The organism is Comamonas sp. wu1-DMT (assembly GCF_040187805.1).
Classification (GTDB): Bacteria; Pseudomonadota; Gammaproteobacteria; order Burkholderiales; family Burkholderiaceae_C; genus Comamonas; species Comamonas thiooxydans.
Map to the genome: position 1 here is coordinate 145,426 of NZ_JBANEM010000006.1, position 12,805 is coordinate 158,230.

Annotated in this window: 12 protein-coding genes and 1 tRNA gene; 8 read left to right on the forward strand and 5 right to left on the reverse strand. The window is 62.6% G+C overall.

The window, feature by feature from the left end:
- Positions 1 to 11 precede the first annotated feature (11 nt).
- On the forward strand, positions 12 to 1,121 hold the full coding sequence (locus V8Z78_RS11030) for a PPK2 family polyphosphate kinase (protein ID WP_349731362.1): 1,110 nt from the start codon (positions 12 to 14) through the stop codon (positions 1,119 to 1,121).
- Between the two features lie 154 nt (positions 1,122 to 1,275).
- Here the strand turns inward: V8Z78_RS11030 and V8Z78_RS11035 are convergent, their stop codons facing one another.
- Positions 1,276 to 2,199 carry a fumarylacetoacetate hydrolase family protein gene (locus tag V8Z78_RS11035; RefSeq protein WP_314353065.1) on the reverse strand — a complete coding sequence of 308 codons (924 nt, stop codon included), beginning with the start codon at positions 2,197 to 2,199 and terminating at the stop codon, positions 1,276 to 1,278.
- 209 nt (positions 2,200 to 2,408) lie between these two features.
- Between V8Z78_RS11035 and V8Z78_RS11040 the strand changes: the two genes are divergently transcribed.
- Complete coding sequence (locus V8Z78_RS11040) at positions 2,409 to 3,716, forward strand: Glu/Leu/Phe/Val family dehydrogenase (RefSeq protein ID WP_034363165.1); 1,308 nt, start codon at positions 2,409 to 2,411, stop codon at positions 3,714 to 3,716.
- 207 nt (positions 3,717 to 3,923) lie between these two features.
- Here the strand turns inward: V8Z78_RS11040 and V8Z78_RS11045 are convergent.
- Positions 3,924 to 4,000, reverse strand: a tRNA-Met gene (locus V8Z78_RS11045).
- Positions 4,001 to 4,181: 181 nt separating this feature from the next.
- Between V8Z78_RS11045 and radA the strand changes: the two genes are divergently transcribed.
- The 5 genes from radA to V8Z78_RS11070 all read left to right on the forward strand — a co-directional run bounded on the left by radA (position 4,182) and on the right by V8Z78_RS11070 (position 8,737).
- A complete protein-coding gene (radA, locus tag V8Z78_RS11050) occupies positions 4,182 to 5,567 on the forward strand; it encodes a DNA repair protein RadA (protein ID WP_012836620.1) in 1,386 nt (461 codons plus the stop codon).
- A gap of 180 nt (positions 5,568 to 5,747) precedes the next feature.
- Positions 5,748 to 6,203: a hypothetical protein gene (locus V8Z78_RS11055; RefSeq protein ID WP_012836619.1), complete on the forward strand. Its 456-nt coding sequence runs from the start codon at positions 5,748 to 5,750 to the stop codon at positions 6,201 to 6,203.
- An 81-nt stretch (positions 6,204 to 6,284) separates the two neighbouring features.
- Positions 6,285 to 7,223, forward strand: coding sequence for a branched-chain amino acid transaminase (locus V8Z78_RS11060; protein WP_349731363.1), 939 nt, complete (start codon positions 6,285 to 6,287; stop codon positions 7,221 to 7,223).
- A gap of 144 nt (positions 7,224 to 7,367) precedes the next feature.
- Positions 7,368 to 7,577, forward strand: a complete 210-nt coding sequence (locus V8Z78_RS11065) for a zinc-finger domain-containing protein (RefSeq protein ID WP_003059801.1) — start codon at positions 7,368 to 7,370, stop codon at positions 7,575 to 7,577.
- A gap of 80 nt (positions 7,578 to 7,657) precedes the next feature.
- Entirely contained in the window at positions 7,658 to 8,737 is a 1,080-nt protein-coding gene (locus V8Z78_RS11070; RefSeq protein ID WP_349731364.1) for a glycosyltransferase, read from the forward strand.
- Here the strand turns inward: V8Z78_RS11070 and V8Z78_RS11075 are convergent.
- Positions 8,727 to 9,491 carry a glycosyltransferase family 25 protein gene (locus V8Z78_RS11075; RefSeq protein WP_046461721.1) on the reverse strand — a complete coding sequence of 255 codons (765 nt, stop codon included), beginning with the start codon at positions 9,489 to 9,491 and terminating at the stop codon, positions 8,727 to 8,729. The genes V8Z78_RS11070 and V8Z78_RS11075 overlap by 11 nt on opposite strands.
- 76 nt (positions 9,492 to 9,567) lie before the next feature.
- On the opposite strand from V8Z78_RS11075, the gene V8Z78_RS11080 reads away from it, so the two are divergent.
- Complete coding sequence (locus V8Z78_RS11080) at positions 9,568 to 10,866, forward strand: O-antigen ligase family protein (protein WP_349731396.1); 1,299 nt, start codon at positions 9,568 to 9,570, stop codon at positions 10,864 to 10,866.
- Here the strand turns inward: V8Z78_RS11080 and V8Z78_RS11085 are convergent.
- On the reverse strand, positions 10,857 to 11,756 hold the full coding sequence (locus V8Z78_RS11085; RefSeq protein WP_187427560.1) for a lysylphosphatidylglycerol synthase transmembrane domain-containing protein: 900 nt from the start codon (positions 11,754 to 11,756) through the stop codon (positions 10,857 to 10,859). The two genes, V8Z78_RS11080 and V8Z78_RS11085, sit on opposite strands and share 10 nt — an antisense overlap.
- 32 nt (positions 11,757 to 11,788) lie before the next feature.
- Positions 11,789 to 12,805 carry a glycosyltransferase family 2 protein gene (locus V8Z78_RS11090; protein WP_039049354.1) on the reverse strand — a complete coding sequence of 339 codons (1,017 nt, stop codon included), beginning with the start codon at positions 12,803 to 12,805 and terminating at the stop codon, positions 11,789 to 11,791.

Consider the following 12,805-nt stretch of genomic DNA (forward strand, 5'->3'; position numbering starts at 1 on the left):
AGTTTCAATACATGCCCCGTCAGCCCGCCAAAGCCGCCCCCGCTACCTCGTCTGCCGCGCAGGCCGAACCCGATCGCCAGCCAGCGCGCAAGCGCCTGCCGTTTCCGACCAGCGAATCGGTACAGGCCACCAAGGCAGCCAAGCCATCGCCCTCCCGGCCTGTGTCGCGCAAAAAGCCTGCCGCCAAAACCGTGAGCCGGACCGCTGCGCCCACGGCAAAAGCACCCGCCTTGTCCTTGATCTATCCTTTCGAGACCAAGGACAAGGCGCTGCGCAAGCTATGGCAGCCCTGGCAACCGGGCCAGCCACGGGACAGTCGTTTGACCACCGGACACCCTCGGCCCGCAGTGGAGTTGCAGAAGTTCGACCCGTCCGCCAAGCCCTTCTCCTCCGACAAGGGCAAGCAATATAACAAGGACAGCGTGAACCAGCTGGCCGAGGCACTGGACGGGCTGCAGAATATTTTCTATGCCGACCGGCGTTTCAAGCTGCTGGTCATCCTGCAGGGCATGGATGCCGCGGGCAAGGACGGCACGCTGCGCGCAGTCTTCGGTCGCATGTCGCCGCTGGGCGTGCGCACCGTGGGCTGGAAGGCGCCCACCGAAACCGAGAAGGCGCATGACTATCTATGGCGCATTCACCAGCAGTTGCCAGGTGCGGGCGAGATCGTGCTCTTCAACCGCAGTCAGTACGAGGATGTGCTGGTGCCCGTGGTCAACGGCTGGCTCACGCCCGAGCAGCAGACCCAACGCTATGCGCAGATCAACGACTTCGAGCGCATGCTCAGCGAGACCGGCACGGTGATCGTCAAGTTCATGCTGCACATCAGCAAGGACGAACAGCGCGAGCGGCTGCAGCAGCGGCTGGACGACCCCTGCAAGCACTGGAAGTTCGACGAGAACGACCTCAAGGTACGCGCTCAGTGGGACGACTACCAGCAGGCTTACGGCCAGCTGCTGGGCGCCACGCACACGCCCTGGGCACCCTGGACCATCGTGCCCGCCGACTCCAAGACCCACCGCAATCTGATGGTGGCCACGGTGTTGCGCGAGGTGCTGGGCAATTTGGAGCTCAAATATCCGCCCGGGGCACCGGCGCTGGATCACATCAAGGTCCGGTGACGCACACAGCTCCCGCCGCCATCAGAGCTCGCATATAGCTCTCAAAAAGAGAGCTGTTGGCGTTTGTTCTCAATGATTTTCAGATTAAAAAGCATCTGAAGTCATTCATCAAAAGGCGCTAGCAGCTCCTGTTTTTGAAAACTACCGGGACAGATCAGAACTGCCAGCCCAGTGCGCCCAGGCCATCGAACTCCATCTCGAAGCGATCGCCGGCTTGAAGCGGCATGCAGCCGCACCAGGTTCCCGTCGTCACCACGGTGCCGGCAGGCACGCTGCCGTATTCGCGCGCCACATGCTGCAGCCAGTCCACGAGCAGCCAGGCCGGATCGCCCAGGCTGTGCGTTCCGGTAAAGCGCTGTGGCGGGCCGTCATTTACGGTCACCGTGCACCGCTGTCGGGCCCAGTCGCGGCCGGCAATGACGGAAGCACTCTGCCACTCGCCCAGCGCCAGTCCGCCATGGCATTGGCCGTCGGCCAGCAAGGCCAGGGCCGGGGCCTTGAGGCCGTCGCGCCAGCGCACATCCACCCATTCCACTGCCACGCAGGCGGCGTCAACCAGCGCCAGCGCGCTGTCGTAATCGAGGGTTGCCGCCTGATCGGCGCTCACATCCAGGCCTATGCGCAGGGCGATCTCGGCCTCGGCACAGCGCAGATTGAAGACGGTGTCGGGCGCGGGCACCGGATTCACGCCCTGGCGAATGCCGTCCTCGGGCAGCGGCACATGCAGCAGCGCGGCGTTGCGGCCCGGGCCGCCGGACTTCCAGTAGCGCGGCGCGCGATCGGCGGGCCACCAGTTCCAGGTACGCGCCAGCGCGCTTTGCACGGCACGGGCATCGGCGGCATCGCGCATCAGCGCTGCCACGTCGGCTCCCAGAGCCTGGGCCGTGCCCAGTTTGCGCGACCACCACAGCGCATCGGCCGTGGCATAGCTGTCCTCGGGCAATTCGGGCCACAACGTCTTCCAGTCGGGCAGCACCTCATCCTGCGTCTGCAGCTCGGGAGCCAGCCCAATGGGCGGGGTATTGGCAAACGGTGCCGGGCCGCACCAGCCGCTTTTGCAATCATTGTTTTCAGACATGACGGCAATGATGGCAAATTTCCTGTCTCCATGTCACCAATTCAGTGCTTGGCCCACATCCAGAGCGGCTTTCAGATGGTTATGCACAAAATGCATAGCATCTCAAACAAGAAGCCTTGGACAGGAAAATCCGGCGCGCGCACACTGTGAATCCCGGACAGCAAGGGCTTACAACGACCTTGCTCCACTCAGTCAACCAGGCCTACATCATGCAAGCCAAAGACTCTTCAGCGCTGTCCACAGCGCATGCTCTGCCCTCCTACCTCAACTCCGATCATCTCGGTCCCTGGGGCATTTATCTGCAACAGGTCGACCGTGTCACCCCCTACCTGGGCTCGCTGGCCCGCTGGGTTGAAACGCTCAAGCGACCCAAGCGCATCCTGATCGTCGATGTCCCCATCGAGATGGACGACGGCCGTATCGCACACTTCGAGGGCTACCGCGTGCAGCACAACCTGAGCCGAGGTCCCGGCAAGGGCGGTGTGCGCTTCCACCAGGATGTGACGCTGTCTGAAGTGATGGCACTATCGGCCTGGATGAGCATCAAGAATGCAGCCGTGAACGTGCCCTACGGTGGCGCCAAGGGCGGCATCCGTGTCGACCCGCGAAAGCTGTCCAAGGCCGAGCTGGAGCGCCTGACACGCCGCTATACCAGCGAAATCGGTCTGCTGATCGGCCCCACCAAGGACATTCCGGCACCTGACGTGAACACCAACGGCCAGGTCATGGCCTGGATGATGGACACCTACTCCATGAACACGGGCGCCACGGCCACCGGCGTGGTCACGGGCAAGCCCGTGGACCTGGGCGGATCGCTGGGTCGCGTCGAGGCCACGGGCCGCGGCGTGTTCACCGTGGGCGTGGAAGCCGCCAAGCTCACCGGCCTGAATGTGCATGGCGCACGCGTGGCCGTGCAGGGCTTCGGCAATGTGGGCGGCACTGCGGGCAAACTGTTTGCCGATGCTGGAGCCAAGGTTGTGGCCGTGCAGGACCATACGGGCACCATTCAGAACGCCAATGGCCTGGATGTGACGGCATTGCTGGAGCATGTGGGCAACACCGGCGGTGTGGGTGGCTTTGCCGGTGGCGAAGCCATGGATGCAGCCGCCTTCTGGGGCGTGGATTGCGACATCCTGATCCCCGCGGCACTGGAAGGCCAGATCACCGAGGAAAACGCCGGCCAGATCAAGGCCAAGCTCGTGATCGAAGGTGCCAACGGCCCCACCACTCCCGAGGCCGACGACATCCTCAGCGAAAAAGGCGTGCTGGTTCTGCCCGACGTGATTGCGAATGCCGGCGGCGTGACCGTGAGCTACTTTGAGTGGGTGCAGGATTTCTCCAGCTTCTTCTGGACCGAAGACGAAATCAACGCCCGTCTGGTGCGCATCATGCAGGAAGCCTTTGCCGGCGTCTGGGCCGTGGCCCAGGAGCACAAGGTGACACTGCGCACCGCCACCTTCATCGTGGCCTGCAAGCGCATTCTCCACGCCCGCGAGGCACGCGGCCTGTATCCATAAGAACCCCTCGAGGCGCTACGCGCGCCTTCTCCCGAGAGGGACGCCCCTGGCCGGGCGCCCCTCTCTACGCGCTTCGCGCTAAGAGAGGGGTCGGCGGCTTCGCCGGGGCCGCGAGGCGGCTCTTGCTCGGCATCTCTTTGTCGGGATGTGCCTTTTTCAGCGCGAGCACAACGAAAAAAGCCTTCTGTTTCCAGAAGGCTTTTTGTTTGGTTGCGCGAGAAGGATTTGAACCTCCGACCTTTGGGTTATGAGCCCAACGAGCTACCAGACTGCTCCATCGCGCGGTAATTTGTTTCTCAACAGCAGTCGCTGTGTCGATAGGCGCAATTGTAGCCTAAATCGGCCTGTCATGCGGAGCAGTTATATAAACACGCGCTTTTTATGGTTACTGGCTCTGAGATTTGTCGCCAGCTCCGCATGGGCAGCAGCAATTGCCGCCCATGCCAGTCGGTATAGTTGCCGCCCATGGCCAAAGAGAAAACCACTTTCACCTGCAACGCCTGTGGCGGCACCAGCCCGCGCTGGCTGGGCAAATGCCCTGGCTGCGGCGCTTGGAACACCCTGGTCGAGACCGTGGCCGACTCCGCCTCGGGCGGCAAGAACCGCCTGAGCCAGCCCCAGGGCTATGCAGGTCTGGCCAATGCCCAGCCCGTCACCCCGTTGTCGGCCATCGAGGCCCAGGATGTGGCGCGCACGCCCAGCGGCATCGAGGAGCTGGACCGCGTGCTGGGCGGCGGCGTGGTCGAAGGCGGCGTGGTGCTGATTGGCGGAGACCCTGGAATTGGTAAGTCCACACTTCTTTTACAGGCCATGGATGCATTGCATCGTATCGGCCTGCCCACGCTCTATGTGACGGGCGAGGAAAGCGGCGCCCAGGTGGCGCTGCGCTCGCGCCGGCTGGGGTTGGACAACAGCCAGGTCAATGTGCTGGCCGAGATCCAGCTCGAGAAAATCCTCGCCACCGTGGAGGCCACCCAGCCCGCCGTGGTGGTGATCGACTCGATTCAGACCGTGTATTCGGACCAGCTTTCCTCGGCACCGGGATCCGTGGCCCAGGTACGCGAATGCGCGGCCCATCTGACGCGCGCGGCCAAGACCACGGGCATCACCATCATTCTGGTGGGCCATGTGACCAAGGACGGTGCGCTGGCCGGCCCACGCGTGCTCGAGCACATGGTGGACACGGTGCTCTACTTCGAAGGCGACACGCACAGCAACTTCCGTCTGGTGCGCGCCATCAAGAACCGCTTTGGCGCCGTCAACGAGATCGGCGTCTTCGCGATGACGGAAAAAGGTCTCAAGGGCGTGACCAACCCCAGCGCCATCTTCCTGAGCCAGCACAGCGAACCCGTGCCCGGCAGCTGCGTGCTGGTGACGCTGGAGGGCACACGCCCCATGCTGGTGGAAATCCAGGCCCTGGTGGACCAGGGCGGACCTGCCGCGCGCCGCCTCTCGGTCGGCCTAGACCGCGACCGGCTGGCCATGCTGCTGGCCGTGCTCAACCGCCATGCGGGCGTGGCCTGCGCCGACCAGGATGTCTTCGTCAATGCCGTGGGTGGCGTGCGCATCAATGAGCCTGCAGCTGACCTGGCGGTGATGTTGGCAATCACTTCCAGTCTACGTGGAAAGTCGTTGCCCAAGGGCTTTATCGCGTTTGGCGAGGTCGGTCTGGCCGGCGAGGTGCGCCCCGCCCCTCGCGGTCAAGAGCGTCTCAAGGAAGCAGCAAAGTTGGGATTCACTATCGCCGTGGTTCCCAAGGCCAATGCCCCAAAGAAGCCCATCGCCGGCCTGACCATCCATGCCGTGGAGCGCGTTGATGAAGCCATCAACATCGTGCGCGGCATTGGCTGATGTACTTTGATAGCTGCTTGCGCCTTTCAGTCATCGATATCAGCCAATAAATGATCTGAAATCGTTGATTGAAATACGCATGCAGCTACTGTTTTTGAAAACCCCTTGGTCACAGCAGCCTGTACGGGCATACGCACTGTCCGCACACTCAAACCCATACCCTCGTAAGACAATAAGCCCATGAATTTGCGCAATATTTTGGTTCCCCTGGGCTTGATCGTGCTGGTGATCGCAGCCTACAACTCTGCGGGCTGGCCCGGCGTGGCGGCCGTGGCAGGCGGCATCATCATGTGGGTGCTGCTGCACTTCACTCGCCTGATGTCCATCATGAAGAAGGCGTCGGACCGGCCTATCGGCTATGTGGGCAGCGCCGTGATGCTCAATGCCAAGCTCAAGCCCAAGGCCCCTCTGGTCCATGTGGTGGCCATGACCCGTTCTCTGGGCCAGCGTCTGTCCGAAGAGGGCCAGAGCCCCGAGATCTACCGCTGGACCGACGGCACACAGTCCCATGTGACCTGCGAGTTTGTCGCCGGCCGTCTCATGAAGTGGGAGCTGCAGCGTCCCGAGCAAAAGGAAGACTCGGCGGCGGCTGATGCGCAAGCAACAGACCGGACATCGGAGCCCACCTCCCCCTAAAATGGCAGCTTCAGGAGACAAGCGCTGCCGCCGACCCGGCAGCAGCGCCCGCCGAACACACAACCCATAGAGGATGGTTTTATGAGCCCTGTTGTTCCCTCGATGTCCGACCGCGACGGCAAGATCTGGATGGATGGTCAGCTGGTGGAGTGGCGCGATGCCAAGATCCACGTGCTGACCCATACGCTGCACTATGGCTGCGGCGCCTTTGAAGGCGTGCGCGCCTATGAAACCGCACAGGGCACGGCCATCTTCCGCCTCGAAGAGCACACCAAGCGCCTGTTCAACAGCGCCAAGATCCTGCGCATGCAGATCCCATTCAGCCAGGAGCAGGTCAACCAGGCTCAGGTCGAGGTGGTCAAGGCCAACGGCCTCAAATCCTGCTATCTGCGCCCGCTGACCTGGATCGGCGACCGCAAGCTGGGTGTCTCGCCCAAGGGCAATACCATCCACCTGATGGTGGCTGCCTGGGCCTGGGGCGCCTATCTGGGCGAGGAAGGCATGCAGCGCGGCATCCGCACCAAGATTTCCAGCTACACCCGCCACCATGTGAACATCACCATGAGCCAGGCCAAGGCGGTGAGCAACTACACCAATTCCATCCTGGCCAATACCGAGGCTCTGGACGACGGCTACGACGAGGCCATCCTGCTGGACGCATCGGGCTTTGTCTCCGAAGGATCGGGCGAGAACATCTTTGTGATCAAGGATGGCGTGATCTACACACCCGATCTATCCGCCGGCGCACTCAACGGCATCACGCGCAACACCGTGCTGCACATCTGCAAGGACCTGGGCCTGGAAGTGGTGCAAAAGCGCATCACCCGTGATGAGCTTTACATCTCGGACGAGCTGTTCTTCACCGGCACCGCCGCAGAAGTCACGCCCATCCGCGAAGTGGACCGCCTGCAGATCGGCGAAGGCCGCCGCGGCCCGATCACCGAGAAAATCCAGGCGGCCTACTTTGACATCGTCAACGGCCGCAATCCCAAGTACGCACACTGGCTGACCTTGGTATAAATCCTCCCCCTGGGCGGCTTTGCCGCTTCCCCCTCGGGGGACAGCACCGTCGCTGCGGGACGGCCCTTGATTGGTGCTTCTGACCTCAATTGCGCCAGTATTTCCGGCCATGCTTCATTATTGAAAACACGAAAGATACGAGAAATGACCACGAATGCCGTCGTCGAACTGGCCGCCAAAGACCTCAACGCACAAGGTGGCGTGTTCTGCCCAAGCCCCAAGGCCGACATGAAGCTGTGGAACAGCCACCCCAAGGTCTATCTGGACGTGGCCAAGACCGGCGACGCCAAATGCCCTTATTGCGGCACGACCTACCGCCTCAAGGCCGGTGAGGTGTTTGCCGGCGGACATTGATTCCTTCGATCCCCAAGGCATCTGGTCGCTCCAGCGGACGACCAGATGCTTTTTTCATTTGCGAGCCACGATAGCGAGCCATGCGCATTCTTCACTTTGTTACCGGAGGCTTCTCCGGTGCCACCCAGGTCGCCGTGGACCTGAGCCTGGCCGCGCTGCGCACGCCCGGCCATGAGGTTCTGCTGGTGCTGCGCCGCAAGCCCAGCACGGACGAGCACAAGATCGAGGCCCTGCGCCAGCAAGGCCTGCAGGTCATCGTGGTCTCCAACTGGCTGCATGCACTGACTGTCTGGGAGCTGCGCAAGATCATTCGCGGCTTCAGGCCCGATGCGGTGTTCGCCCACGGCTTCAGCGACCATATCTGGGGCAGGCGCGCTGCTGCAGCCGAGGGTGTGGCGCATATCTTTCATGTGGAGCACAACTCGCGCGAGCGCTACACGCCGCGTCGTCTGCGCCAGGCCCTGGCGCTGGAGCCCTTCACCAAGGCCCATATCGGCGTCTCCGAAGGCGTCAGGACCAGCCTGGTGGAGCGCGGTTTCCCGGCCGAAAAATGCATTGCCATCTGCAACGGCATCGACCTGACGCGCTTTCCCCAGGAGGCCATGCCCCCGCTATGGCTGGAGCGCGAACCCGCGATTTACATGGCCTCGCGCTTTGCCCGCCAGAAGGATCACGACACGCTGATCAGGGCTATGGCCACTCTCAGGCAACGCGGCCTAAGGCCCACACTCTATCTGGCCGGCGCGGGCAAGAGCTCGCTCAGGACCAAGGCCGAGCGACTGGTGGCCGAGCTCGGACTTGAGCAGCAGGTGCGCTTCCTCGGCAATGTCTCGGATCTGCCCCAGCGGCTGTCGAGAACGCAGATCTTTGTTCTGGCCACGCATTGGGAAGGCATGCCTCTGGCCCTGGTGGAGGGCATGGCCGCAGGCTGTGCCTGTGTGGTCTCCGATGTCATAGGCGCCCGAGAAGTCGTGAGCCCCGAGGTGAACGGCCTGCGTGTGCCGCAATCCGATCCCGGCGCCATGGCCGATGCATTGCAAAGACTGCTGCAGGATACGGCCCTGGCCCAGCGTCTGGGCTCGGCCGCGCGGGCGCATGCACTCGCCCACTACGGGCGCGAGCAGATGTGGAGCCAGTATCAGGGCCTGCTCAAGGCCTGAGAACCGCCGCTACCTGGGGTTTTGAGGCTCGCAGATTGCCCCAGTTCAATGCCAGCTTCATCTTGAACTTGCGCAATTTCTGCAGGCGACTCGCAGGCGCCGCCTGCTGGGCCCAGATGCTGCTGATCTCGCTGGTGTCGTCCAGGGCGATGACCGAGGGATAGACCCCGTAAACGCGCAAATCGTTTTCAAACCAGAAGCGGATATCCACATCCACCGGCCTGTCGAACGGCATGCGCGTTTCCAGCATCTTGCGCGCGCCGCTGCGGCTGATGACATAGCCGGCGGCAAAGCTGGGCACCCGCTGATAGGAGATCAGCTGCAGGGCACCCGCGACCAGCGGGCCTTGGTTGGCGATCTTTTCCGGCTCGCGCCCGTAGAGCTTGATCATGTCCCAGCTGCCATCTGCGGGAAGTGCCTCTATCGCAGCCAGCGCCTGCGGCAGCTGCGGCAGCAGCCGCACATCATCTTCAAAGACCACCATGGCCGGCGCATCGCTGCCCAGCAGCTGCTGCCATGACCTCAGATGACTGGCGTAACAGCCCTTCTCGCCGTTGCTCAGGGGCTTGAAATAGCGGCCATGGCTTTGCGGCGCGCAAAAGAAGGCCTTTTGCTCGGCCTCGGACAGATCCGCCCACCACACGGCAGGCAAGCGCGACGCCGTCAGCCCCATTTGTGCGAACTGGGCCGTCATGCGCTCGCGACGCTCCGCATCCTTGGACAAATTGATAAAGACAATGGGTAATGACGACATACACTTCTGCACCGAATACAAGACCTGCAGTGTAGGTTGAAGCCAACCGCCACGCAGGAGAACCTGATTGACAACTATGAATGTGCCTACACAAGCCACACCTCGAACCGGCAAGCGGACCGCTGCTCTTGCTCATGCCCTCGATGCCGCCTGCTTTGCATTCTTTGCGCTGAGTCTTTGCGTCCCCTCTGGCTACTCCTACGGATCCACGGCCCTGGCCCTTTTGACTCTCGCCGGTTGTATCGCGGCCCGCCCCCAAGGCCTTGCCAGGCGCGAGACTTTCGTGCTGGTGGGCCTGCTGCTGGTGCTGGGCCTGCTCTGGAGCCTGTCCTTCGACCACTGGTTCTCGGCGGCGGGCTGGGGTTATGGCGCGAAATACGCGCTGGCCGCTCTCTGCCTCTGGTATCTGAGCAAAACCGGTCTCCGGCTCACGGCCATTGTCTGGGGCCTGGCTCTGGGTAGTGTGGGTGCTCTGGCGATTGCCGCCTATCAGGCCGGCGTGCTCAAGATGCCGCGTGTTTCGGGCTTTACCAATGCCATCCAGTATGGTGGCATCGCCATGTATATGGGTTTTGCCACCTTGTCCCTGGCTTTGCTGGGCCGCTGGAGCAAGTCTCAAACAGCAGCCCTGGGGCTAATGGCTGCATGCGGTATTTATGCGTCCTTTCTTTCCGACTCCCGCGGCTCCTGGGTCGTGATCCCACTGCTGATTGCGGCCATCTGGCTGATGGCATGGCTCAATGGCTACAAGCGTCTGGCCAGCATGACGGCGGGAGCCATGCTGCTGCTCGGGCTGATCGTGGCAGTGCCGGCCTACCCAAAGCTCGAGCAGCGCAGCGCCGAAGCCGCGCGTGAAGTCTCACAGTATCTGCAGGATCCCCAGAAATATGCGGTGACCTCGGTCGGCCAGCGCCTGGAGCAATGGCGGCTTGCGATTCATCTGATCGAGCAGCGCCCCTTCAGCGGCTGGGGACTGGCCGGCTACCCTGCGGCCAAGCAGCAAATGGTCGATCAAGGCCTGGCCCACCCTTCGGTCATGGAATATGGGCATGCGCACAATGAAATCCTGGACATGTGGGTCAAGCGCGGGCTGCCGGGTCTGATCCTGCTGCTGGCGTTCTATGCCGTGCCTGCAGCCATTTTCTGGCCCACGCAGCGCCGTCTGGCCCACGCCGATGCGGCGCAGCGCTCCAAGCTGCTGGCTCTGCGCGTGGCCGCCACGCTGCTGCCGCTGGCCTACTTCGGCTTTGGCTGGACCCAGGTGTTCTTCGCGCACAACAGCGGAAACATGTTCTATATTTTCAGCCTCGCCGTGCTCTGGGGCGGTATTTGCAGAATGGAAACCCAGTCTGCAGTCACCAAAACTCAGTCCTGAGACCTGCCCGGCAAACCCAGGGCCAGAGCTCCCAGAGCCCCCTGGCCCAGGGCAAAGACACCATACAAGAGCCCAACCCCAACCGCTAGTACCGCAGGTACTCCGAAGGGAGCCAGGGCTGCCACTGCAGCGGCTTCACGGGTGCCCCAGCCGCCCACACTCACCGGCAATGCCGCCATCAGGAACACGGGGGCGATGACAAAGGCCCAGACGACCAGCGGCAAATGCAGGCCCAGAGCGATCGCGCCGCAGGCCAGCGCAGCAGCAGACAGCAGTTGCACGAGTGCCGAGGATGCCGCCTGCAGCCAAAGCTGCGAAAGAAAGTCAGGGCGGTTGGCCGCCGTACGCACAGGCTCCAGCCATGCACCAGGCAACTTGAACCAGTGGCTGCGCAGACCCTGCAGCAAGGCCCAGGGCAGCAGCAGCCAGATCACGGTGACGGCAAGCAGCAGCGTGATGAAGAGAGCGGTATTCAGGCGCACCCAGGGGGCCAGCGTGGAAGCGCAAGCCACCGCACCCAGACCGCCGATCGCGCACAGCATCCACAGACCGCTGACGCGATCCAGAATCACCGACAGATTGCTTGCCGCCTTGGTCTGCCCGGTCTTCTGCAGCGCAATCGCACGATAGACATCACCGCCCACAACAGCGCCAGGCAGCAACACATTCAGGCCAATCGCCTGAAAATACCAGCGCATGCCTGAGGCCAGCGACATCTCGGCCCCGAGCCACCGCGCCATGGCGCGCCAGCGCCATGCCGACACTGCGTTCGAGGCAATGGAAATCCCCAAGCCCCCCAGCAACCACCAGGGGCTGGCCTGTTGCAGCCGGCCCCACAGTTGCACAGGATTGGCGAGATAGACAACGGCTGCCAGCAAAGCGATGCCCATCAGGGCCCGGACAAACGCCTTTCGCGCCTTGCTCACAGAACCGCGGTCTCGGTTTTCGCGGCCTTGTCTGCAGGCTTGTGTTCGACAGCGCCGTAATCCTTGGCGTAGTACTGCAGGCCGCTGCCCGACTCGTAATAGATACGCGTCAGCAGCTCGCCGATCAGGCCCGCCGCGATGAACTGCATGCCCATCAGCACCAGCATGACCCCTGCCATCAAGAGGGGCCGGCCGCCAATCGATTCACCCATGATCTTCTGTGCCAGCAGCCACAGCAGGATCAGCACGCCAGGCGTTGCCATCCACAGCCCCATGCCGCCGAAGGCATGCAGGGGACGCTGGCGAAAGCGCATGAAAAATACAATGAAGATCAGATCCAGAATCACCCGGAAGGTGCGATCTATGCCGTATTTGGAAACACCGCGCGTGCGTGCATGGTGACGCACCGGAATCTCAGTGATACGCGCGCCGGCATCACGCGCCAGTGAAGGGATGAAGCGATGCATCTCGCCATAGAGGCGAATGCGGTCGATGATCTCGCGGCGATAGGCCTTCAATGCACAGCCATAGTCGTGCAGCTGCACATTGGTGAATTTGGAAATCAGGCGGTTGGCCAGCACCGAGGGCAGGCGGCGCGACAGCGCCTTGTCCTGGCGGTTCTTGCGCCAGCCCGAGATCATGTCCACATCGGGATCGTTTTCCAGACGCTCCAGCAACAGCGGAATATCGCCGGGTTCGTTTTGCAGGTCGGCATCCAGCGTGACCACATACCGGCCGCGCACCCGGTCAAAGCCGGCCTGCAGGGCGCTGGACTGACCGTAGTTGCGCACCAGACAGACGGCACGCACCCAGGGGTGCTGCTCGGCCAGCTCGCGCAGACGCCTGGCACTGCCATCCGTCGAGCCATCGTCCACCGCAATCAGTTCGTAGCTCAGCGGCTGGGTGCGCATGGCCTCGTCAATGCGGGCCACCAGGTCGGGCAGATTATCGAACTCGTTATAAACAGGAACAACGATGGAAACTTCGGGATTGGAATCGTGCACGGACGTCAT